This window comes from Cupriavidus sp. FW305-27 (assembly GCF_058787995.1).
Genome location: NZ_JBYTAG010000025.1, coordinates 23,667 through 44,434, shown reverse-complemented (window position 1 = coordinate 44,434; position 20,768 = coordinate 23,667). Strand labels below are relative to the sequence as shown.

Here is a 20,768-nt window from a genome sequence, read left to right as displayed (position 1 = left end):
GGCTGGCACATAATACGCAGCAGACGTGAATGTAAATGCGTCGCCCAAGTACTTGGGCAACCAAGATTTCCCAATCAGTTGACAAGGAAAGTGTCGATATGAAGATGAAACTGTTTGCTGCTGCCGTCGCCGCTCTGGCCGCTGGTGGCGCCTATGCCCAATCGAGCGTAACCCTGTACGGCGTGGCTGACGTCGGCCTCGAGTACGTCAACAACGCTAACGCCGCTGGCGACGACCTGTTCCGCATGTCGTCGGGTAACCAGTCCGGTTCGCGCTGGGGCCTGCGTGGCGTGGAAGATCTGGGCGGCGGCCTGAAGGGCGTGTTCGTGCTGGAAAGCGGTTTCGACCTGGACACGGGCAGCAATGCCACGAGCCAAGGTGGTCGTCTGTTCGGCCGTCAAGCCTACGTCGGTCTGCAAAGCCAGTTCGGCTCGCTGCTGCTGGGCCGTCAACAAACGTCGTTCTATGACTTCGGTCTGCAGTTCGACCCGATGGCCATTTCGTCGCGTTACGGCATCCTGTCGCAAGACAGCGCCTTCGCTTCGCGCGCTGACAACACCGTCAAGTACATCGGCAAGTTCGGTGGCCTGACCGCTTCGGCCTTCTACAGCTTCAACAACAACGGCCAGGAAGTCGCCGGCGCATTCCGCCGCGGCCAACAGTACGGCGCGCTGGTGAGCTACGCAGCTGGCCCGTTCGCGGTCGGTGCTGCTTATGACGAAATCCACGGCTCGACCACCGGTACGCCTCCCGTCGATGCAAGCGGCCAGCGTACTCGCCGTGCTACCGTTGGCGCCAACTACGCCTTCGGTCCGGCCAAGGTCTACGCCGGCTATCGCTGGGCCAAGGCCTTCGACGGCGCTGCTCTGACGGGCGGCACGACGGTTGACAATGGTGTCCTGACCACGTCGACGGCTTCGAACCTGTACTGGCTGGGTCTGGGTTACCAACTGACCCCGGCGTTCTCGCTGTCGGGCGCTGCGTACTACCAAGACTTCCGCAAGAGCGAAGCCGATCCGTGGCAGTTCGTGATCACGGCCGACTACGCGCTGTCGAAGCGTACCGACGTGTACACCTCGCTGTCGTACACCCTGAACGACAAGGGCTCGGCCCTGGGCGTGAACGGTTTCAACACCGCCACCACCACCAACGTTCAGGCGAACAAGGATCAGTTCGGTGCTGTGGTTGGTCTGCGCCACAAGTTCTAATCTGACGCGGGTGTAAGCCCGCTTAGGATTGGCTTGAACCAAGAGGCCGGCATCCCAAGGATGCCGGCCTCTTGTCTTTTGTGGCACCAAATGCTGGTACAGGCTGTTGCGCTGTTATCGTGCTGTGCCAGCCATGCCGCGCCTGGATGGCCGGCCAGAGGGCGGGTGGCGTGGGTGCAGCGCGGTGTGCCGGCGTTCTGCTTCGCGGCGATGTGGATCAGGCGCGGCGTTGCTCATGTCGATCGTGACCCGGTATGCACGTCGATCACGCCCCCCGGGCGTGAGTTTGCGCCTGCCAGTGACGGCCCCTGGTTCCACCGCCGCGATCCGGCAGCGCGGCGCGGCATTCCGTGACCGTTGCCTCGATGCCAAGGGCAGCAGCTGCGCCAGGCATAAAAAAACCCCGCCATCCAAGGCGGGGTTCCGTCTTCAGGGCCGTGTCGTCGTGCCCAGCCTCACTCTTCCTCTTCAAACGGCAGCGCGCGGCGCGGCGGCGGAGGCCGTTTGCCGATCGTCACCGTCAGGTCCGTTGCCTTGCCGCGGCGGATCACGGTCATCTTGATGTCCACTCCCGGCTTGAGCTGGGCAATCGCATTGAGCAGCGCGGTCGTGTCCGTGATCGACAAGCCATCCACCTTGGTCAGCACATCGCCGGGCTTCACGCCCGCCTTGTCGGCCGGCCCACCCTGGACCACCGCGGCGATCAGTGCGCCTTCCTTGGCATCGAGGCCGAACGATTCGGCGATCTCGGGCGTCATGTCCTGCGGCTCGACCCCGATCCAGCCGCGCGTCACGCTGCCGGTGGAGATGATCGATTCCATCACCTGCTTGGCCGTTGACACCGGAATCGCAAAGCCGATCCCCAGCGAGCCGCCCGAACGCGAGTAGATCGCCGTATTGATGCCCAGCAGGTTGCCCTGCGCATCCACCAGCGCGCCGCCCGAGTTGCCCGGGTTGATGGCCGCGTCGGTCTGGATGAAGTTCTCGAAGGTGTTGATGCCCAGGTGGCTGCGGCCCAGCGCCGAGACAATGCCCATCGTCACCGTCTGGCCGACGCCGAACGGGTTGCCGATGGCCAGCACCACGTCGCCGACCTTTACGTTCTCGAGCCGGCCCAGCGTGATCGCGGGCAGGTCCTTGAGCGTCACTTTCAGCACGGCCAGGTCGGTTTCCGGGTCGGAGCCCACCACCTTGGCGTTGGCCTTGCGGCCGTCGGTCAGCGCGATCTCGATTTCATCGGCGCCGTCGACCACGTGGTGGTTGGTTAGAATGTAACCCTCGGCGCTGACAATGACGCCGGACCCCAGGCTGGAGACCGGCTCCTGCCGCTCAGGCAGGCGGTCGCCAAAGAAGAAGCGGAACCACGGATCCTCGGCCTGCGGGTTGGGCGAGCGCTTGTTGCCGTTCTTGCTGGTAAAGATATTGACCACGGCCGGCATGGCCATCTGGGCGGCTTCGCTGTAAGACCCTTCGGCGGCAGGACCGGACACGTTGGGCACGACTTCCTTGAGCGCCACGATGGGCGAACCGGACTGGACCGCGACGCGCCCCCTCTGCAGCCAATCAGGCTTGAGCGTTGCCACGACGAACCAGACCGCCAGCACGACGGTGACAGCCTGGGCAAAGAACAGCCAAAAGCGCCGCAACATATTGGAGTTTTGAGCAGAAAATGAAAACAAAAGAGCTTGAATTGTACTTGAATGACCTGTTGGAAGTTTCCCGCTACAAGGACTATTGTCCCAACGGGCTGCAAGTGCAAGGTCGCTCGGAGATCACACACATCGTGACGGGAGTGACTGCAAGCCTGGCATTGGTCGATGCCGCAATCGAAGCGGGGGCCGACGCCATCCTCGTCCATCACGGCTACTTCTGGAAAAACGAAGATGCACGCGTGGTCGGGCAGAAGCACGCGCGTCTGAAGCGCCTGCTTGGCGCGGACGTCAACCTGTTCGCCTTCCACCTGCCCCTGGACAACCACCCGGAGTTCGGCAACAACGCCCAGCTCGGGCTGCAGCTCGGCTTTACCCCGACCGGCCGCTTCAGCGACGACCAGCTCGGCTGGACCGGCACGCTGCCCGCGCCGATGCCGCTCTCCGCGCTGGCCGCGCACGTTGGTGGCGTACTGGGGCGCGAGCCGCTGGCCATCGGTGAGCCGGACCAGATGATCCGCACCGTCGGCTGGTGCACGGGCGGGGCGCAAGGCTATTTCGATGCCGCGGTGGCCGCGGGTGTCGATGCCTACCTGAGCGGCGAAGTCTCGGAGCAGACCACGCACCTGGCGCGCGAAAGCGGCGTGGCTTACCTTGCCGCCGGCCATCACGCCACCGAGCGCTACGGCATCCGCTCGCTGGGCGAGCATGTGGCCGAACGCTTTGGCCTGCTCCATACGTTTATCGATATTCCTAATCCCGTCTGATCTGACGCAAAACAAAACGGCCCCATCGGGGCCGTTTTATCTTCCGGGGTCGGCGCGCATATGGCGCACCAGTCAGCGGGTCTTCAGGCTGTCGCGGATCTCACGCAGCAGCACGACTTCCTCGGGCGGTGCGGCGGGCGCTGCTTCCGGTTCCGCGGCGCGCATCCTGTTAAAGGCACGCACCATCAGGAAGATGATGAAGGCCAGGATCAGGAAGTTGACAACGATGGTCAGGAAATTGCCGTAGGCGAACACGGGCACGCCGGCCTTCTTCAAGGCATCGAGCGTAGTGGGAGTTCCGGGTGGGGGATCCGCCAGCACGATGAACATGCTGGAGAAGTCCAGCTTGCCGATCACGCGGCCTACCAACGGCATGATCAGGTCGTTGACCACTGAATCCACGATCTTGCCGAAAGCCGCGCCGATGATCACGCCGACCGCGAGGTCGATGACGTTGCCGCGTACGGCAAAGGTTCTGAATTCCGAGATCATGCCCATGGGGGGTTCTCCTTCTTGTCGCTAGCGATGAACGGTTTCAAGCTCGAAGCCTGCCGCATCACTCACCGGAAAGCAAGCACCGAAGCCGCTTTCCGGGTTGCACGTCCGATAATCGCGCATGGCCGTGGCATTTTCTGCCTATCTAGTGCGCTGGTGTCTAAGGTACACTTTATGGTTGACGCAAAATCTAAATTGACTTCCCCTGGGGTTTGGAATGAGTGACCAGCAAGACGTGAAGAGCGTGGATAAGGGTCGCCGCAATTGGTTGATCGCGACATCCGTCGCTGGCGGCGTCGGAGGCGTAGCGGTAGCGGTTCCTTTCGTCAGTACTTTTGCACCATCGGAGAAGGCCAAAGCCGCGGGTGCTCCAGTCGAGGCGGATATTGGCGCGCTGAAGCCAGGCGAGATGATGACTGTCGAATGGCGCGGCAAGCCGGTCTGGATCATGCGGCGCACGGACGAACAACTGGCGTCGCTGAAGAAGACGGACGGCGAGGTGGCCGATCCCAATTCCGAGATTGCATTCACCATGCAGACGCCTGAATACTGCAAGAACGAAACCCGTTCGCGCGCAGAACACAAGGACGTCCTGGTCGTGGTGGGTATCTGTTCCCACCTGGGCTGCTCGCCGTCGGGCCCCTTCGCTGCCGGTGCCAATTCCCAGCTCGGCTCCGATCCCGGTTTCCTTTGCCCCTGCCACGGGTCGACCTTTGACCTCGCCGGGCGCGTCTTCAAGAACAAGCCGGCTCCGCAGAATCTCGATGTTCCCCCCTACCAGTTCCTGACCGACAGCAAGATCGTGATCGGCAAGGACGAGAAAGGAGAAGCCTGATCATGGCGGCCGAAAAACAAGTCAAGACGACCGGCCTGCTGGGCTGGATCGACGCCCGCTTCCCCGCAACCCAACTGTGGGAAGACCACCTCTCCAAGTACTACGCGCCGAAGAACTTCAACTTCTGGTACTTCTTCGGTTCGCTGGCGCTGCTGGTGCTGGTGATCCAGATCGTCACCGGCATCTTCCTGGTGATGAACTACAAGCCCGACGCCACGCTGAACGCCGCCGGCATTCCCGTGGCCTTCGCCAGCGTGGAATACATCATGCGCGAAGTCCCCTGGGGCTGGCTGGTGCGCTACATGCACTCGACCGGCGCCTCGGCCTTCTTCGTGGTGGTCTATCTGCATATGTTCCGGGGCCTGCTGTACGGTTCGTACCGCAAGCCGCGCGAGCTGGTCTGGATCTTCGGCTGCCTGATCTTCCTGTGCCTGATGGCGGAAGCCTTCATGGGCTACCTGTTGCCATGGGGCCAGATGTCGTACTGGGGCGCCCAGGTGATCGTGAACCTGTTCTCGGCGATTCCCGTGATCGGCCAGGACCTGTCGCTGTTCATCCGCGGTGACTACGTGGTGAGCGATGCAACGCTGAACCGCTTCTTCTCGTTCCACGTCATCGCCGTGCCGCTGGTGCTGCTGGCGCTGGTCATTGCCCACATCATCGCGCTGCACGAAGTGGGTTCGAACAACCCGGACGGCGTCGAGATCAAGGCCAAGAAGGATGAGAACGGCATCCCGCTGGACGGCATCCCGTTCCACCCGTACTACTCGGTGCACGACACGCTGGGCGTTGCCGGCTTCCTGCTCCTGTTCTCGGCCGTGATCTTCTTCTTCCCGGAAGTGGGCGGCTATTTCCTGGAACACAACAACTTCTTCCCGGCTGACCCGCTGAAAACCCCGCCGCATATTGCGCCGGTGTGGTACTTCACGCCGTTCTACTCGATGCTGCGTGCCACCACGTCGAACTTCCTGCCGATCCTGTGGGTGTTCTTCGCGCTGCTGCTCGGCATGGTGTTCCTGCGCAGCAAGGATGCGCGCGTGAAGATCGGCGCCATCGCCGTCGCGGTGATCCTGGCCGTGGGCTTCTACTTCATCGACGCCAAGTTCTGGGGCGTGCTGGTGATGGGCGGCTCGGTGGTGATCCTGTTCTTCCTGCCGTGGCTGGACCACTCGCCGGTCAAGTCCATCCGCTATCGTCCTGCCTTCCACAAGACCATCCTGACCGTCTTCGTGGTGGTGTTCCTGGTGCTCGGCTATCTTGGCGTGCAACCGCCGTCGCCGGTCGGTGAGAAGGTGTCGCAGCTCGGTACGCTGCTGTACTTCGCCTTCTTCCTGACCATGCCGCTGTGGAGCCGTGTCGGCGAGTTCAAGCCGGTCCCGGAGCGTGTCACGTTCCACCCGCACTGAGCGAAGCGAACCCCGACAAGAGCACAAGGACACAAGATGAAAAAGCTGCTTTCGATCCTCGCGCTGGCCGGCGCCTGCTTTGCCGGCGCGCCTGCCATGGCATCCGAGGGGGGCTTCCCCCTTGAGCCGGCACCGGTGAACACCGCTGACCTGTCGTCGCTGCAGCGCGGCGCCAAGCTGTTCGTCAACTACTGCCTGAACTGCCACGGCGCATCGATGATGCGTTACAACCGGCTCAAGGACATCGGCCTGACCGACGACCAGATCCGCGAGAACCTGCTGTTCAGCGCGGACAAGGTTGGCGAGACCATGACCATCGCCATGCAACCGAAGGAGGCCAAGGCCTTCTTCGGTGCGCAGCCGCCGGACCTGTCGGTGATCGCCCGCGCCCGCGGTGACGACTGGCTCTACACCTACCTGCGCACGTTCTACCGTGACGACAGCCGCGCCACCGGCTGGAACAACCTGGTGTTCCCGAGCGTCGGCATGCCGCACGTGCTGTGGGAACTGCAGGGCCAGCGCGCCGCCAAGTTCACGGAAGTGGAAGAGCACGGCGAGAAGGTGCACAAGTTTGCCGGCTTCGAGCAACTGAGCCCGGGCAAGCTGAGCAAGGTCGAGTACGACCAGGCCGCCGCTGACCTGGTCAGCTTCCTGGACTGGATGGCCGAGCCGGCGCAGAACCACCGCAAGCGCCTGGGCGTCTGGGTGCTGCTGTTCCTGGGCGTGTTCACTGTCTTTGCCTGGCGCCTCAACGCCGCGTACTGGAAGGACGTGAAGTAAAGGCATGCCAGGGCCCGAATCCGGGCCCGGACAAGGCAAAGGCCAGGGGTGGCCGCTGCGAAAGCAGCACCGCCCCTGGCCTTTTCTCTTGGAAAACCTGCCGAAGCGGGCCAATAAAGTGCGTCATTTGCCACTAATTTGCTTTCTGGTGGTCGACTTTGGCAGAATGGCAGACCTTACTGTCCGACCCTGCTTCGGCTAAGCCCAAGGAATCCAACCATGATGGTGTTGTATTCGGGTACGACTTGCCCGTTTTCCCAACGTTGCCGCCTTGTCCTGTTTGAAAAGGGCATGGATTTTGAAATCCGCGACGTCGACCTGTTCAACAAGCCCGAAGATATTTCGGTGATGAACCCGTACGGCCAGGTGCCCATCCTGGTCGAGCGCGACCTCATCCTGTATGAGTCGAACATCATCAACGAATACATCGACGAGCGCTTCCCGCACCCGCAGCTGATGCCGGCCGATCCGGTGCAGCGTGCCCGCGCCCGCCTGTTCCTGTTCAACTTCGAAAAGGAACTGTTCACCCACGTCTACACGCTGGAGAACGAAAAGGGCAAGGCCGCGGAGAAGAACCACGAACGCGCCCGCGCTGCGATCCGCGACCGCCTGACGCAGCTCGCGCCGATCTTCGTCAAAAACAAGTACATGCTGGGCGAAGAGTTCTCGATGCTCGACGTCGCCATCGCGCCGCTGCTGTGGCGCCTGGACCACTACGGCATTGAGCTGTCGAAGAACGCCGCGCCGCTGCTGAAGTATGCTGAACGCATTTTCAGCCGTCCCGCGTACATCGAAGCGCTCACCCCGTCCGAAAAGGTGATGCGCCGCTAACCGGCACCGGCCCGAAGGCATCCGCCCTCGGGCCACTACGGCGCCATTGGAAGCACAATGCCTGAAACCTCCACCAAGCCCTACCTGATCCGCGCCATCTATGAATGGTGCACGGACAACGGCTTCACGCCGTACATCGCCGTCTTCGTCGACGCCAACACCAGCGTGCCGCGCGAGTTCGTCAAGAACAACGAGATCGTGCTCAACGTCAGCTTCGACGCCACCAGCGGCCTGGACATGGGCAACGAGTGGATCACCTTCAGCGCACGCTTTGGCGGCGTCTCGCGCAAGATCGACGTCCCCGTCGAGAACGTGCTGGCCATCTACGCCCGTGAAAACGGGCAGGGCATGGCCTTCCCGGTCGAACGCAGCCTGCCGGAAACCCAGGCCGCCACCGAGCGCGAAAACAACCCGCCGCCCAAGCTGGCCCCGGTGGAAGCCGAGACCTCGGCAACTACCACCGACTCCGGCCCCGGCGACGACGACACGCCACCCCCGGTGCCCCGCATCGGCAGCAAGAAGCCCGCACTGAAAGTGGTGAAGTAAGCCATCCCAAAGCGGACCGCAATGCAGTAGAATCGCGGTCTGCACCAGACATGCCGGCTTAGCTCATCAGGTAGAGCAGTTGATTTGTAATCATCAGGTGGCGGGTTCGAGTCCTGCAGCCGGCACCAGAATTTGAAAACGGGCTACGCAAGATTGCGTAGCCCGTTTTGTTTTTGTGGCAAGGGCGCACAGCCGCTCAATGCCGAGCTGATTTCCAAGACCGAGTTCAAGGCGCGCGCCCTCGAGTATTTCCGCCAGATCGAAGCCTCGGGCGAGCCGGTCATTGTCACGGACCACGGCAAGCCCACACTTGAAGTGCGTCCCTATCGCGGGCTGGAGCGCGACCCCCTTCAGGTATTACGCGGCACCGTGGTGCGCTACGACGCGCCGACGGAGCCAGTGGACGTTGAGTGGGAGGCCGAGCGGTGATCGTGCTGGATAAGCGTGCCTTATTCCCTTACTGCACCCAGCGCAGCACTCAGCTTTCCAGCAAACCGCGACCCATCCCCAAACGTCATCACCAACTGCCGCGTAGCCCGCGTCATCGCCACATACATCAGCCGCGCTTCGTCTTCATCCGCCTCATCGTGCTTATGCGGCATCCCCGTGGCCGGAATGCACACCAGCGGAAACTCAAGCCCCTTGCTGCTATGCATCGTGATTACCTTGACGCTGTCCGCGCCGGGCGTAAATCGCTTGGTGATTTGGGGACATTCGAACGGAATGCCCTTGCGCGTCAGCGCGCTGGTGACGTGTCCGACCGTGTCCCAATGGCGATAGAGCACCGCCATTTCTGACCAGGGCGTACCAGCCCGGTTCTCGTCAGTCAGGATCTGCGCAATGCGCTCAGCTTCCGCCTCTACGTTTGGCAATTCGATCAGCAGCGGTTTGTTGCCGCGGCGCCCGGCACCGACAGGTTGCACGGTAGGCGCTTCGTCTTCGGTTGCCTCGGTCGGCCGCAGCAACTCATCCGCAAAGCTGCGCGCGACAGCCAGTATCTCCTGCGTATTGCGGTAGTTCAGCTTGAGGATGGTCGTACGGCCTCGGGCCTGGATGCCCACGCTGGCAAAGGTCATCCCGCGTTTCCTGGCGCCGCCATAAATGGACTGCGCATCGTCGTAGAGCACCAACAGGGAATTGCTCTCCGGATTCACCATCTGCACGACCAGCTTGAACCACTCCGGCCGGAAGTCATGCCCCTCATCGATCAGCACGGCGTCGTACTGGCCGGCCGGGATCGCTTTCCGGTCCACGCCCTGGATGACCCGATTCACCATTTCCTCAAACAGCGCATCACTGGGGCGGCCCTTGGGGCGGTCAATGTTGTAAGTCTCCAACTGCCGCGAGCACCACGCGTGGAAGTTATAGACGTGGACCTTTTCTTCGATGCCTTTCTCGATCATCGTCGCCGCCAGCTTGGCGGCGAGGGTCTTGTTGTAGCAAAGCACGAGCACTGGCCGTGTGACGATCTTTGCCAGATGCTCAGCCCGGTAGCCGAGGATCATCGTCTTGCCAGAGCCGGCGACGCCATGAATGACCCGGTGACCTTCGCCAAGGCTGCGTGCCAGCTGCTCCTGCTGGAGATCCATGACGCGAAGGATGTCAGGCATATCCAGCGGCTCCGCGGCTTCCTCCGGGAAGAGCGCGCGTTGCTCCGGCATGCGGATCTGCGGGAACAGGTGCCAGCGAATCCGCTCGATCTGCGGCAAGGAAAGCTTGAAGGTGAACTTGACCGGGAACATCTCCCACAGGCGCTGCTGGAAGTGTTCCGCGTCGACCGACTCGTACATCTCGTCCTGGCAGATCACCAGGTGCGGCAGCAGGACGTCGCCGAGGTTGGTCTTGTCGAACTGGGCACGCGTGATGTTGGACAGGACGACGCCGCAGCCGTAGGGAAAGAAGGGTTTGCCTTTCAGCGAGCCGCCAGGCCAGACCAACTGCGGATCGCGCTGCAGCAGGTTGGTGACATAGAACATGTACTGGCGGGCTTGCTCGAGGGGATTCATCTCCCGCACCAGCCCGCGATCCGTCAGCAGCGTGACATCGCGCTGGTCGATTTCCCGGATGGTATCCAGCCTCCAGTCTTTCACCTCCAACACCAGCAGACCCCGGCTGGGATGGAAGACGATGAAATCCGGATGCCTGGTTTTCTCTCCGATGGCAACGTCATACCAGCACAGGTAGTCGTCCTCCAGCTTTGTCTCCAGACGCTCGGCGAAGCGTCTCTCTCCACTGGTCATGCGCGAAGTGACCGAACCCAGCGCGGGAATCAGCGTGGCCATGCGTTGTTGCTCTTCTTATTGCCCGTTCAGGAGCTGCGCTGACCACGGTAGGTGTCGCGGACCCGGTGCGACGGCGGTCAGGCAGGTTTGTTATGCGGCAATTGTAGGCACAAAACGGTAACGGTGGTTATTTCGGTAGTTTTGGTGATTTGCCGGTTGGCGACACTGGCGAGCCGGCGGCTCCGGGGGACTGCCAAGCGGTCTGCGCCTGCCTTCCGGCGATCCGCGCCGCCGATCCGTCGATTCCCGCCACCCCCATATCAGAGCCCGGATCGCAGTGGTAACCTCCCGCTATCTCCGCCCCCAGCCACCCGCACGTGCACCCCCCAGACTCCCGCATCTGGCGATCCGCCCCCGAGCAGCGCGCCTTTGAAGACGCCCGCCGCCGCGTGCGCGCGCTGCGTTTCTTCTATATGCACGCCATGGTCTACGTGGCGGTCAACGCATTGCTGATCGGCTTCCATCTGGTGGGATCGCCGCATCGCCCATGGTCCGGTGGGCCGCTCATGGGCTGGGGTATCGGGCTGGCGATACACGGCGTGATGACGTGGAGTCGCGTCGGCCTGCTCGGGCGGCAGTGGGAAGAGCGCAAGATCGCGCAATACATGGCGCAGGAACAGGTGCGCACGCTGTCGACGGAGAAGCAGCTGGTCGAAGCCCGCATGCGCCTGCTGCAGGCCCAGATCGAACCGCACTTCCTGTTCAACACCCTGGCCAACGTGGTCAGCCTGATCGAGCCCGCGCCGCAGAAGGCCACGCTGATGCTGGAGCATTTCATCGCGTACCTGCGCGCATCGCTTGCAGCCAGCCGCGCCACGCAAGGCACGGTAGCGCAGGAGGCGAAGCTGCTGCGTGACTATCTGGCGCTGATCCGGATCCGCATGGGGGACCGGCTGCATTACTCGGTCGATGTCGACCCCGAACTCGAATCGATGCCGCTGGCGCCGATGCTGCTGCAGCCAGTGGTTGAGAATGCGATCAAGCATGGGCTGGAGCCCAAGATCGAAGGCGGGCGGCTGCTGGTCCGGCTGGAGCGGCGCGGCCCGCGCATGCTGGCGACCATCGAGGACGATGGCATGGGCTTTCGTCCCTCGGCCGGCGCCGGCGTCGGGCTTTCTAACCTGCGTGAACGGCTGGCCGTGCTGTATGACGGTGACGCCCACGTTCGGATTGAAGAACGCTCGCCCGGCACTGCCGTGCTGATCGAAATCCCGCTGCCGCGTGCATTCTGAAACGGAGACGCCCATGACGCCCACCGCCCTGATTGCCGACGACGAAGAGCACCTGCGCGCATATCTGCGCAGCAAGCTGCAACGCCATTGGCCAGAACTGCAGATCGTTGCCGAGGCGACCAACGGCATCGAAGCCGCCGACGCCATCGCACGGTTGTCGCCGAGCGTAGCCTTCCTCGACATCAAGATGCCCGGCCTGTCCGGCCTGGAGGTGGCGCAAGGGATTGAAACCGATACGCGGCTGGTGTTCGTTACGGCCTATGATGAATTCGCGCTCGATGCGTTCGAGCGCGCGGCCGTCGATTACCTGGTCAAGCCGGTCAGCGAGGAACGGCTCGGCCGCACCATCCAGCGGCTGCGCAAGGCGTTGCAGGAAGCGGCGCCTTTGCCGGAACTGGCACAGCTACTCAGCCAGCTCACACGCGCCCAGCCGCGCGCGGAAAGCGGCGGCCAGTTGCGCTGGGTACGCGCCAGCCGTGGCAATACCACCAGCCACGTGCCGATCCAGGAAGTGATGTACTTCCAGAGCGACGACAAGTACGTGGTCGTGCATACCCGCGATGGCGAGCACCTGATCCGCACGCCGCTGGCGGAGTTGATCGCCGGCCTCGATCCCGAGGTGTTCTGGCAGATCCACCGCTCGTCCATCGTCAACATGGAATACGTGGCCGGAACGCGCCGCGATGAGGCAGGGCGGCTCTTTGTCCGGATGCGTGACAGCGAAGCCGAACTGCCGGTATCGCGCGCCTACATGCACCGCTTCCGGCAGATGTAAGGCGGTCGGGGGCGCCACTGCGCCGCCGGCTGAGGGATTCACTTGCGATCCATGAATTCCTGGATCTTGCGCTGTTCCCAGTCACGCCCGCGGCGCGACAGCCGCATCCATACCAGCAACCCATGCACGGTCAGCGCCAGGCCCCAGGCCAGGGTGGTGGTCAGCGGCCATGGCCAGCCGGTGGCGGCGTAATGCGACCACCGCGGCGACGGAAAGTAGAAGAAGCGGAACCACAGCCAGCCGTTGACGACAGCGTAGACCAGCAGGTGGATGTACCAGCCGCGCAGGGCGTGCACCATGCGGCGCGCGCGCCAGTAGGCCATGGCGTTGGGGTCGTCGTTGGGCGGGAAGGCGTGGTGCATGGGATACCTCGTGATCAAGATGGTTGGCTTGCGTCAGGTATAGGCCATCGCAAAGCGCCGCTCCAGGCCCAAGGGCCGAATCGACGGATTTCGTTCGCCGGTGGGCGCGCGGATCGCGCGAATGTCGGCGGGTCCGACCCTCCATGACCCCCGACTTGTTGCAGCTCTTGACCCGTCTCGCCGGGAATACCCGCATAGGAAAAGCCCAGTCCTTCACCATAATCATAGTAATTATGATCATAAATACGAGGCGATGGATTCCAAGCCGACCCCGCAGATAGAGGGCAGCAAACGCGTGAAGCGCTCGGACCAGGTGGTCAACGATATCAAGCGCTGGATCGTGCAGACGCACCAGAAGGTCGGAGACAAGCTGCCGCAGGAAGCAGCGTTGATCGAACAGATGGGCGTCGCACGCGGGACGGTGCGTGAGGCGCTTGCCTCGCTGCAGGCGCAGGGGCTGGTCAAGGTCAGCACGGGGCCAAACGGCGGTGCCACGCTGACGCAGCCGCCTTATGAGCGATGCCTGGAGGCAGTGTCCAACTTCCTGTACTTCCAGTCGGTCGACATCGTCACGCTGTACGCCCTGCGCCGCGCGGTTGAGCCGGAGCTGGCCGCCAACGCCGCCTTGCGCCTGACCGATGCCGACATCGCCGATCTCGAAGCGCTGATCGGGCTGAGCCACCCGGAACATGGCGGCAGCACGGACTGGAACGAGCGGCGCGAGGCCGACCTGCTGTTCCACGACCGCCTGGCCGATGCCTGCAGCAGCCCGATGCTGGCGTTGTTCTGCCGCCTGCTCAACGACATCATCCGCCGCGTCATCGTGGTCCGGAATGCTCAGGATGATTTCGACGACTTTGATGAAGAGATCTTCCACAGCCACAACGCGCTGATTGAAGCCTTCCGGTCGCGTGACCCGGAGCGTGCGCGTGCCCTGATGCAGGAGCACATGGAGCATGCCGAATCCCTGGCCCTGGAAGCCGAATCCCGCGTGGACCGCGGGAGCTTGCTGATGAGCCCGGTCGACTGATCCCCTGACGCGCTAGCGTCCCCCTTTTTTCTGCACACCCAACCGCCATCGTCGCATCCGACACGGCGGGTGGGATTCCTATTGCCTGAATCCTGGGAGCCTTGACGTGAAACCTGCTGAATTGCTTTGGCGCTGGAGCGCTGTCGATATTGCCGATGCCGTGCGGCGGCGCGAGATTTCCTGCCGCGAGGTCACGGCCAGCGTGCTGGCCCGCATCGATGCCCTTAACCCTCGCCTGAATGCGTTGCCGGAGGTGCTGGCAGAAGAGGCGCTGGCCAGCGCGGATGCCGCGGACCGCCAGGTCGCTGAGGGCGCAGAGCTGGGGCCGCTCCATGGCGTGCCGGTCACGATCAAGATCAATGTCGACCAGGCCGGCCATGCCACCACCAACGGCGTGATCCCGCTGAAGCACAACATTGCGCGTGAGGATGCCCCCGTGGTTGCGAACCTGCGTAGTGCCGGGGCCATCATCGTCGGGCGCAGCAATACGGCTACCTATTCCTCGCGCTGGTTTACCGACAACGGCCTGCACGGGCGCACGCTGAACCCGTGGGATGCGGATATCACCCCCGGCGGCTCCAGCGGCGGTGCCGCGTCCGCGGTCGCTTCCGGCATGGGGGCGCTGGCGCATGGCAATGACATCGGCGGCTCCATTCGCTATCCGGCCTATGCCTGCGGTGTCGTCGGCTTGCGGCCGACGACCGGGCGGGTGCCCGCGTACAACCCGTCGGCCACTGCCGAGCGCAGCATCACGCCACAACTCATGTCCGTGCAGGGGCCGCTTGCGCGCAGCATTGCCGACCTGCGGCTCGGCTACCACGCCATGGCCCGCTATGACGGGCGCGACCCGGCATGGGTGCCGGTGCCGCTGGAACTGCCGCTGCCGCCGGGACCGATACGCGTGGCGCTGTTCCGGCGGTGTCCGGGCGTTCCCGTCGATCCCGCGGTCAGCGCGGCGCTGGACAGTGCCGGGCAATGGCTGCAGCAAGCGGGCTACGCCGTCGAAGAAGCCAGGCTGCCTGACTTCATGGAAGCGGCAGCGCTGTGGCGCACGCTGACGGTCGACGACAGCCGCCGCAACATCATCGCAGGCGTTGACCAGCATGGCGACGAGGCCATGCGGCAAAGCCAGCGCAACATGCTGGACGGGATGCAGGAGACCGACCGCGATGGCTTTCTCGATGCCCTGGCGCGACGCCAGGCGATCGCACGCAACTGGTCGCTGTTCATGCAAACGTATCCGCTGGTGCTGATGCCGGTGTCGTGGCAGCGCCCGAGCGTGCAAGACGCGGATACCCGCACGCCCGAAGAGAACCGGGCCTTGCTGGACGCACAGAGCCCCATGCTGGCAACGGCGATGCTCGGCATGCCGGGGCTGTCCGTGCCGACTGGCATGGCCGGCGGCGTGCCGGTCGGCGTGCAGCTGATGGCATGGCGCTTCCGGGAAGACCTGTTGCTGCGCGCCGGCCAGGCGATTGAGGACGCGGCGCGTTTTACCCCTTACACCGACGTGCAAACCGGCATCTAGACCCAGGAGCTTCCCATGAATAAACGCAAACCTGCTTACGCCCCACGGCTGTCGCGCCGCGCCATGCTGGCCGGCACCGCCGCCGCTCTGTGTACCGGTGGCCTGCTCTCCAGGGCCGCATGGGGGCAGTCCGTATCGCGCATCATCGTGCCGTTTCCACCGGGAGGGCCGGCCGACTACATGGGCCGCCTGCTGTCCGAGAAGCTGAAAGATGCCATGGGCCGTACCGTCATCGTCGACAACCGCCCCGGTGCCGGGACGCGCGTGGCGGCCGAAGTGCTGAAGAACGCCCCGGCCGACGGCACCACCGTGCTGCTGGCACCTGTCGATCCGATGTTCATCGGGCCGCTGATCTACAGCAATATGCGCTTCAACCCCGCCACCGACTTCACGGCGATCACCGATGTGACGGGCGTCCAGTTCGGCATTGCAGTCAGCGCCAGCTCACCCATCAAGACACTGGCCGACTTCGTCAAGGCCGCCAGGGCCAAGCCGGCTGACTATTCGATCGGCATCAGCACGGTTGGCTCGCTGCTGCATTTCCTTGCCGTGGAGTTCGTCAGCCAGTCGCGCACCGGCAGTACGCTGGTGCCGTATCGCGGTGGCGCGGCGATGGTGACGGAAATAATGGGTAACCAGGTCGCGGCGGGCATGGACGCCATCACGACCTTCACCGAGCTGCATCGCGGCGGCAAGCTTCGCGTGCTGGCCGTGGCAGGGGAAAAGCGCGCCGATGCCTTGCCGGATGTGCCTACGTTTGCGGAGTCTGGTTTCCCCAACCTGGTGACCTCGTCGCGCTACCTGCTTTATGTCCGCGCCAACACGCCGGCCGACGTGACCGCGCAGTGGTATCAAGCCGTGCGCAAGGTGCTGGCCATGCCGGACGTGCGCGAGAAGCTGGCGCGCGCCGGGTATGACATCCTGCCGGGCGGCACTTCTGATGAGGTTGCCAGGTATGCAAGCGCGCTTTCGGCACGGTGGACGCCGGTGATCAAGGCGTCGGGTTTCAAGGGGGATTGAGAGGAATTTCGTAGCCGCACCCCAAACTCGGCTGGAGACGATTTCCATTTGTGTCAGCTTGCTGGAGAATTCCCGCGGCACCCTCCTCCTGTAGGGTGCCGCTTTGTATTAAGCATGTCTGTCCCAGTGTCGTAATTGGCCTCAGAAGACAACCTGGGCGGCGCCAAGGGAAAGTGCCAATGGCGCCGCATCGTGCCGACTGGCGCAATTGCTGTGGCTCGCAGCCGCTCAGGCTGCGAGCCATACACCCGAGCGTATCCAGCCATGACCTCCTTCTCTTTCCGCGCCCGCCGCCTGTGGCTCGCCACAGGCTTTGGCCTGGCACTCTCCGCCTGTGCCCCGATGATCGCGACCACCCCGGCAACGGTGGAGCTCATGCAGCCAGCCGCCACGGCCAAGCGCGTCCAGCTTCTGGCGCCGGCGCAGGTCAAGCTCGACACCGGCTATTCCCGAGACCTCGCTGCCAGGTCGACCTGGTCGCAGGTCGGGCGCCTCCCGCAAGGCGATGTCTACCGCCCCATCGGCACCATTCTCACAATCGAGGGCCGCCACGTTCATGAGGCCTACCTGGTCGTCCGCAACAAGACGCTGGTGGGCTTCTATCTGCCTGGGGAGCAGAACTACTCCCCGCTAACGACAGCAGTACCTTTGAACTTGGGAGAATCGGAATGAAACGGGTTGCGCGCATGCTGATCGCCGGACTGGCGGTGTCATCGCTGCTGGCGGGATGCGCTTCGGGCGTGAAGCACGCCGAGATGGCGGCATCGATGCCCACGCTGAAGCCGGGCGAGGGTCGGATTTATTTCCTGCGTTCGGCGTCGATGTTCGGGGCGGCCATCCAGCCGGATATCCGCCTGAATAGCCAGGTCGTTGGCGAATCCAAGCCCGGCGGTTTCTTCTTCGTGGACCGCACGGCTGGCAAGTATGTCGCGGCGGCCTCGACCGAAACCGAGAAGACGCTCAGCTTCGTGCTGGATGCCGGCGAGACCAAGTACGTGCGCAGCTCGCCGTCGCTGGGGCTGATGGTGGGCCGCGTGGTGCTGGAGCTGGAAACGCCGGAGAAGGCGAAGGAAGAACTGGCTTCGCTGAGCTACACGGGGGACCAGGTGAAGACTGCGGCGAAGTAAGTGGATTGACTCAGCCGCGTTGCAGGCTGAGTCGCGTTGACGACGCCGATGCGTCAATTGACGCATCGGAATTCCGCATGGCTTGCGGCTCAGCGCGGGCCTATCAACGTAGGCGGGGCACCTCCTCGTGATGTTGGCAAAGCAGGGTTGCGCCACCCTTTTCATTGTAGTAACGTAACTACATTGAAGTTGCTAGGAGGGTCATCATGACGATCACAACCCTATCGAGCCGAGAACTCAATCAGGACGTGACAAAAGCCAAGAAGGCGACGAAGGACGGTCCGGTCTTCATCACGGACCGCGGCAAACCGGCGCATGTGCTGTTGAGCTTCGAGGAATATCAGAGGCTCACCCAGCAGCGTCGCAATATTGCAGATGCACTCGCGATGCCCGGCATTGAGGACATCGAGTTCAATCCGCCACGTGCCAACATCAAATTCCGGCCCGCTGATCTCACATGATGTTCGTGCTCGATACCAATGTCGTTTCCGAACTGCGCAAGGTCCGAGCCGGTAAGGCTGATGCAAACGTTGCAGCGTGGTCTGCCAGCGTTGATGCAGCTTGGCTCTTTGTGTCGGCGGTCACCATCATGGAACTGGAAACCGGTGTCTTGCAAATCGAGCGGCGGGATGCCCGCCAAGGTGCGCTGCTGCGGGCGTGGCTGGACCACCATGTATTGCCCGAATTCGCAGGCCGCGTTTTGCCCATTGATACCGCCGTGGCCCTGCGTTGCGCTCGGCTGCACGTACCAGACCGGCAATCGGAGCGGGATGCGTTGATTGCCGCAACAGCAATCGTGCATGGAATGACCGTCGTTACACAAAATGTCGCCGACTTCATGGCAACTGGCGTGAGCGTCCTGAACCCTTGGGACGCCTGATCGTGAGCCGCCGTCTTTTCCCAAGGAGCTTCCCGACGTCACAGTCATCAAGCCGGGAAGCCATCCCCGTTAAGACGCAGGCAGCTCATCCGCCAACACACTCTCCAGCTGCGCCTTCACCAGCCCCAACAAGCAAAATGCACTAAAGCAGCCCTCGAATTGCACACTCTGCTGTTCCAGCAGGGTAAGCACACCATCCATACCAGCCGAGACTGACTGAAGGCTGTACCGCGCCGTGGATAGATCGATTTCCGACTAGGACCTCCTATCGTTGAGTGAAGGTCCGCCGCACGACGTTAGGGAAGGGCGGCGGGCCTGACGACGAGGGTGGAAACCGGTGCCACAGCCATTGCCGGTCAGCCTTGCGGCTGCCTCATCCGGCCCGCCATAGATGGCTTGCCCGTATAGGCAAGAACGGTCGTCAGGGACGACCGTCCGGCTGCTGACATTCGGGTTTCCACACCCGGTCACCGTTGTGTGCGATGACCGTGTCAGTCTCACGCGTCAGAGCCAACAACTCGATAAGACACTTCGCATTCCTACACGGACGCCGCATCCTGCCCGAGCCACGCCCGCCAGCAAATAGCCAAACGCCTAAACCACTCGCCTCAATCCACCAGCGTCGCCAATGCCTCCCGCGCCTCCCGGCGCAGCTTCTCCAGATCCAGCCCCACGATCGCGCCATCACGCACCACGTGCCGCCCGCGCACCAGCACATCCCGCACCGGCGTAGGCTCGCCAGCCGCCACAGGCGCAGTGCCGATGTCATGGAAGCCATGGAACCGCAGCCCGCTGACGTCATAGATCGCCAGGTCGGCAGACTGCCCTGGCGCGAGCGTGCCGATACCCGGCAGCCCCAGCACCTGCGCACCGCCTGCGGTACCCCAGTGGATGACTTCCTCCACGCGGGTTTGCGCGGCCCCGCCCAGCGCCCGGTGCACCAGCCACGCGAAATTGGCCTCATGCACCATGCTGCCCGATTCATTGGACGCCACTCCATCCACGCCCAGTGAAATCGGCACGCCCGCATCGGCCATCGCGCGCACTGGCGCAATGCCGCTGCCGAGCCGCGCATTGCTGACGGGGCAGTGCGCCATGCCGGTGTTGGTTACGGCGAGCATTCGGATCTCTTCGGGATTCACGGTGACCAGGTGCGCGAACCAGACGTCCGGCCCCAGCCAGTCGTGGTCGGCCACGAACTGCACCGGCGTGCACTGGTACTTCTCGCGGCAGAACTTCACGTAGTTGTCGGTCTCCGACAGGTGCGAATGCAGCCGCAGGTCCATGCCGCGCCCGAAGGCGGCCAGCTCGCGCAGCAGTGCGGGGGGCAGCGAAAAGGTTGGCGTCGTTGGTGCGACCACTACGCGGCGCAGGCCATCGGCCGAAGCGTCGTGATAGCGCGCCTTCAGTCGCTCGATATCGGCCAGCATCTCGTCCAGCGTCTCGGGCACCAGCGCGGTGGCGCGCATACCCGGATGATCGGAGGCTGACTGGATGGCGCCGCCGCGGCACAGCACCAGGCGCATGCCAAGCTCTTCCGCTACCTCGAACAGCACGTCCCCGGTCTCCGCCCCATGGCCGTGGTGATACAGGTAGTGGTGATCGGCGCAGGTGGTGGTGCCGGACAGCAGCAGTTCGGCCATGCCCAGTCGCACGGCGGTACGAAAGATCTCCGGCGTGAAGCGCGCCAGGCGCGGGTAGGCGACGGAGGCCAGCCATTGCTCCAGCCCCACGTTCATGCCGCTGGGCACGGCCTTGAGCAGGTTCTGGAACAGGTGGTGGTGGGTGTTGACCCAGCCCGGGTAGACCACGCAACCGGTGGCGTCCAGCACAGCCTCGTCGTCGTGGCGCGGCAGGACTGCACCGATCTCGGCGATGCGGCCGTCGCGGATGCGGATGTCGGCGGCGCCCGCTCGCGCGGCATTGCCGGTGCGGCCGGTCATCACGGCGGCGGCGTTGCGGATCAGAAGGCCGCCGGCGGGCGCGGCGCTGGTGGCGTTGGTGTTCTGCACCAT

At 63.5% G+C, this 20,768-nt stretch carries 23 protein-coding genes and 1 tRNA gene; 18 read left to right on the top strand and 6 right to left on the bottom strand.

Going from position 1 to position 20,768, the window contains the following annotated elements; translation table 11 throughout:
• Nucleotides 1-98 precede the first annotated feature (98 nt).
• Nucleotides 99-1,208: a porin gene (locus AC3WRI_RS14265; RefSeq protein WP_010812318.1), complete on the top strand. Its 1,110-nt coding sequence runs from the start codon at nt 99-101 to the stop codon at nt 1,206-1,208.
• Nucleotides 1,209-1,663: 455 nt separating this feature from the next.
• Here the strand turns inward: AC3WRI_RS14265 and AC3WRI_RS14260 are convergent, their stop codons facing one another.
• Nucleotides 1,664-2,857, bottom strand: a complete 1,194-nt coding sequence (locus tag AC3WRI_RS14260) for a Do family serine endopeptidase (RefSeq protein WP_010812317.1) — start codon at nt 2,855-2,857, stop codon at nt 1,664-1,666.
• A gap of 20 nt (nt 2,858-2,877) precedes the next feature.
• Between AC3WRI_RS14260 and AC3WRI_RS14255 the strand changes: the two genes are divergently transcribed.
• A complete protein-coding gene (locus AC3WRI_RS14255) occupies nt 2,878-3,624 on the top strand; it encodes a Nif3-like dinuclear metal center hexameric protein (protein ID WP_010812316.1) in 747 nt (248 codons plus the stop codon).
• A 72-nt stretch (nt 3,625-3,696) separates the two neighbouring features.
• Here AC3WRI_RS14255 and mscL read toward each other — a convergent pair whose 3' ends face one another.
• A complete protein-coding gene (gene mscL / locus AC3WRI_RS14250) occupies nt 3,697-4,122 on the bottom strand; it encodes a large conductance mechanosensitive channel protein MscL (protein WP_010812315.1) in 426 nt (141 codons plus the stop codon).
• Between the two features lie 214 nt (nt 4,123-4,336).
• Between mscL and petA the strand changes: the two genes are divergently transcribed.
• The 7 genes from petA to AC3WRI_RS14215 all read left to right on the top strand — a co-directional run bounded on the left by petA (nt 4,337) and on the right by AC3WRI_RS14215 (nt 8,946).
• Nucleotides 4,337-4,954 carry a ubiquinol-cytochrome c reductase iron-sulfur subunit gene (petA, locus tag AC3WRI_RS14245; RefSeq protein ID WP_010812314.1) on the top strand — a complete coding sequence of 206 codons (618 nt, stop codon included), beginning with the start codon at nt 4,337-4,339 and terminating at the stop codon, nt 4,952-4,954.
• 2 nt (nt 4,955-4,956) lie between these two features.
• Nucleotides 4,957-6,360, top strand: coding sequence for a cytochrome b (locus AC3WRI_RS14240; RefSeq protein WP_454750839.1), 1,404 nt, complete (start codon nt 4,957-4,959; stop codon nt 6,358-6,360).
• A gap of 36 nt (nt 6,361-6,396) precedes the next feature.
• A complete protein-coding gene (locus AC3WRI_RS14235) occupies nt 6,397-7,140 on the top strand; it encodes a cytochrome c1 (RefSeq protein WP_010812312.1) in 744 nt (247 codons plus the stop codon).
• 219 nt (nt 7,141-7,359) lie between these two features.
• Nucleotides 7,360-7,971, top strand: a complete 612-nt coding sequence (locus AC3WRI_RS14230) for a glutathione S-transferase N-terminal domain-containing protein (RefSeq protein WP_010812311.1) — start codon at nt 7,360-7,362, stop codon at nt 7,969-7,971.
• Between the two features lie 57 nt (nt 7,972-8,028).
• Nucleotides 8,029-8,517: a ClpXP protease specificity-enhancing factor gene (locus AC3WRI_RS14225; protein WP_010812310.1), complete on the top strand. Its 489-nt coding sequence runs from the start codon at nt 8,029-8,031 to the stop codon at nt 8,515-8,517.
• 52 nt (nt 8,518-8,569) lie between these two features.
• Nucleotides 8,570-8,645 (top strand) — tRNA-Thr (locus AC3WRI_RS14220).
• 25 nt (nt 8,646-8,670) lie between these two features.
• Nucleotides 8,671-8,946 (top strand): type II toxin-antitoxin system Phd/YefM family antitoxin, encoded by a 276-nt coding sequence (locus tag AC3WRI_RS14215; RefSeq protein ID WP_492293461.1) that lies wholly within the window; start codon nt 8,671-8,673, stop codon nt 8,944-8,946.
• A gap of 20 nt (nt 8,947-8,966) precedes the next feature.
• On the opposite strand, the gene AC3WRI_RS14210 is transcribed toward AC3WRI_RS14215, so the two are convergent.
• Nucleotides 8,967-10,799, bottom strand: coding sequence for a DEAD/DEAH box helicase (locus AC3WRI_RS14210; protein WP_439668323.1), 1,833 nt, complete (start codon nt 10,797-10,799; stop codon nt 8,967-8,969).
• 389 nt (nt 10,800-11,188) lie between these two features.
• Between AC3WRI_RS14210 and AC3WRI_RS14205 the strand changes: the two genes are divergently transcribed.
• On the top strand, nt 11,189-12,031 hold the full coding sequence (locus tag AC3WRI_RS14205) for a sensor histidine kinase (RefSeq protein ID WP_439669056.1): 843 nt from the start codon (nt 11,189-11,191) through the stop codon (nt 12,029-12,031).
• Nucleotides 12,032-12,044: 13 nt separating this feature from the next.
• The gene (locus AC3WRI_RS14200; RefSeq protein WP_058698048.1) at nt 12,045-12,806 is read left to right on the top strand and encodes a LytR/AlgR family response regulator transcription factor; all 762 of its coding nucleotides are present in this window, start codon (nt 12,045-12,047) and stop codon (nt 12,804-12,806) included.
• A 38-nt stretch (nt 12,807-12,844) separates the two neighbouring features.
• Here AC3WRI_RS14200 and AC3WRI_RS14195 read toward each other — a convergent pair whose 3' ends face one another.
• Nucleotides 12,845-13,168 (bottom strand): 2TM domain-containing protein, encoded by a 324-nt coding sequence (locus AC3WRI_RS14195; protein ID WP_010812298.1) that lies wholly within the window; start codon nt 13,166-13,168, stop codon nt 12,845-12,847.
• A 253-nt stretch (nt 13,169-13,421) separates the two neighbouring features.
• On the opposite strand from AC3WRI_RS14195, the gene AC3WRI_RS14190 reads away from it, so the two are divergent.
• The 7 genes from AC3WRI_RS14190 (at nt 13,422) to AC3WRI_RS14160 (ending at nt 18,753) form a co-directional block, all read left to right on the top strand.
• Nucleotides 13,422-14,198: a FadR/GntR family transcriptional regulator gene (locus AC3WRI_RS14190; protein WP_010812297.1), complete on the top strand. Its 777-nt coding sequence runs from the start codon at nt 13,422-13,424 to the stop codon at nt 14,196-14,198.
• Nucleotides 14,199-14,304: 106 nt separating this feature from the next.
• Nucleotides 14,305-15,726 (top strand): amidase family protein, encoded by a 1,422-nt coding sequence (locus AC3WRI_RS14185; protein ID WP_439668322.1) that lies wholly within the window; start codon nt 14,305-14,307, stop codon nt 15,724-15,726.
• A 15-nt stretch (nt 15,727-15,741) separates the two neighbouring features.
• On the top strand, nt 15,742-16,746 hold the full coding sequence (locus AC3WRI_RS14180) for a Bug family tripartite tricarboxylate transporter substrate binding protein (RefSeq protein ID WP_439668321.1): 1,005 nt from the start codon (nt 15,742-15,744) through the stop codon (nt 16,744-16,746).
• Between the two features lie 264 nt (nt 16,747-17,010).
• Complete coding sequence (locus tag AC3WRI_RS14175; RefSeq protein WP_010812294.1) at nt 17,011-17,418, top strand: hypothetical protein; 408 nt, start codon at nt 17,011-17,013, stop codon at nt 17,416-17,418.
• The gene (locus tag AC3WRI_RS14170) at nt 17,415-17,873 is read left to right on the top strand and encodes a DUF2846 domain-containing protein (protein ID WP_010812293.1); all 459 of its coding nucleotides are present in this window, start codon (nt 17,415-17,417) and stop codon (nt 17,871-17,873) included. The genes AC3WRI_RS14175 and AC3WRI_RS14170 overlap by 4 nt, the downstream gene beginning before the upstream one ends.
• 206 nt (nt 17,874-18,079) lie before the next feature.
• On the top strand, nt 18,080-18,334 hold the full coding sequence (locus tag AC3WRI_RS14165; RefSeq protein WP_010812292.1) for a type II toxin-antitoxin system Phd/YefM family antitoxin: 255 nt from the start codon (nt 18,080-18,082) through the stop codon (nt 18,332-18,334).
• The gene (locus AC3WRI_RS14160; RefSeq protein ID WP_010812291.1) at nt 18,331-18,753 is read left to right on the top strand and encodes a type II toxin-antitoxin system VapC family toxin; all 423 of its coding nucleotides are present in this window, start codon (nt 18,331-18,333) and stop codon (nt 18,751-18,753) included. Before AC3WRI_RS14165 ends, AC3WRI_RS14160 begins: the two co-directional genes overlap by 4 nt.
• A 69-nt stretch (nt 18,754-18,822) precedes the next feature.
• Here AC3WRI_RS14160 and AC3WRI_RS14155 read toward each other — a convergent pair whose 3' ends face one another.
• Together AC3WRI_RS14155 and AC3WRI_RS14150 are read right to left on the bottom strand one after the other, a co-directional pair.
• Nucleotides 18,823-19,002 carry a DUF1484 family protein gene (locus AC3WRI_RS14155; RefSeq protein ID WP_037023834.1) on the bottom strand — a complete coding sequence of 60 codons (180 nt, stop codon included), beginning with the start codon at nt 19,000-19,002 and terminating at the stop codon, nt 18,823-18,825.
• Nucleotides 19,003-19,361: 359 nt separating this feature from the next.
• Nucleotides 19,362-20,768 carry an amidohydrolase family protein gene (locus AC3WRI_RS14150; RefSeq protein WP_058698054.1) on the bottom strand — a complete coding sequence of 469 codons (1,407 nt, stop codon included), beginning with the start codon at nt 20,766-20,768 and terminating at the stop codon, nt 19,362-19,364.

Bases quoted from the DNA above. Each gene is read 5' to 3' on its own strand.
- AC3WRI_RS14265 (WP_010812318.1), top strand. From the start codon at position 99: ATGAAGATGAAACTGTTTGCTGCTGCCGTCGCCGCTCTGGCCGCTGGT.
- AC3WRI_RS14260 (WP_010812317.1), bottom strand. From the start codon at position 2,857: ATGTTGCGGCGCTTTTGGCTGTTCTTTGCCCAGGCTGTCACCGTCGTG.
- AC3WRI_RS14255 (WP_010812316.1), top strand. From the start codon at position 2,878: ATGAAAACAAAAGAGCTTGAATTGTACTTGAATGACCTGTTGGAAGTT.
- mscL (WP_010812315.1), bottom strand. From the start codon at position 4,122: ATGGGCATGATCTCGGAATTCAGAACCTTTGCCGTACGCGGCAACGTC.
- petA (WP_010812314.1), top strand. From the start codon at position 4,337: ATGAGTGACCAGCAAGACGTGAAGAGCGTGGATAAGGGTCGCCGCAAT.
- AC3WRI_RS14240 (WP_454750839.1), top strand. From the start codon at position 4,957: ATGGCGGCCGAAAAACAAGTCAAGACGACCGGCCTGCTGGGCTGGATC.
- AC3WRI_RS14235 (WP_010812312.1), top strand. From the start codon at position 6,397: ATGAAAAAGCTGCTTTCGATCCTCGCGCTGGCCGGCGCCTGCTTTGCC.
- AC3WRI_RS14230 (WP_010812311.1), top strand. From the start codon at position 7,360: ATGATGGTGTTGTATTCGGGTACGACTTGCCCGTTTTCCCAACGTTGC.
- AC3WRI_RS14225 (WP_010812310.1), top strand. From the start codon at position 8,029: ATGCCTGAAACCTCCACCAAGCCCTACCTGATCCGCGCCATCTATGAA.
- AC3WRI_RS14210 (WP_439668323.1), bottom strand. From the start codon at position 10,799: ATGGCCACGCTGATTCCCGCGCTGGGTTCGGTCACTTCGCGCATGACC.
- AC3WRI_RS14200 (WP_058698048.1), top strand. From the start codon at position 12,045: ATGACGCCCACCGCCCTGATTGCCGACGACGAAGAGCACCTGCGCGCA.
- AC3WRI_RS14195 (WP_010812298.1), bottom strand. From the start codon at position 13,168: ATGCACCACGCCTTCCCGCCCAACGACGACCCCAACGCCATGGCCTAC.
- AC3WRI_RS14190 (WP_010812297.1), top strand. From the start codon at position 13,422: ATGGATTCCAAGCCGACCCCGCAGATAGAGGGCAGCAAACGCGTGAAG.
- AC3WRI_RS14180 (WP_439668321.1), top strand. From the start codon at position 15,742: ATGAATAAACGCAAACCTGCTTACGCCCCACGGCTGTCGCGCCGCGCC.
- AC3WRI_RS14175 (WP_010812294.1), top strand. From the start codon at position 17,011: ATGACCTCCTTCTCTTTCCGCGCCCGCCGCCTGTGGCTCGCCACAGGC.
- AC3WRI_RS14170 (WP_010812293.1), top strand. From the start codon at position 17,415: ATGAAACGGGTTGCGCGCATGCTGATCGCCGGACTGGCGGTGTCATCG.
- AC3WRI_RS14165 (WP_010812292.1), top strand. From the start codon at position 18,080: ATGACGATCACAACCCTATCGAGCCGAGAACTCAATCAGGACGTGACA.
- AC3WRI_RS14160 (WP_010812291.1), top strand. From the start codon at position 18,331: ATGATGTTCGTGCTCGATACCAATGTCGTTTCCGAACTGCGCAAGGTC.
- AC3WRI_RS14150 (WP_058698054.1), bottom strand. From the start codon at position 20,768: ATGGTGCAGAACACCAACGCCACCAGCGCCGCGCCCGCCGGCGGCCTT.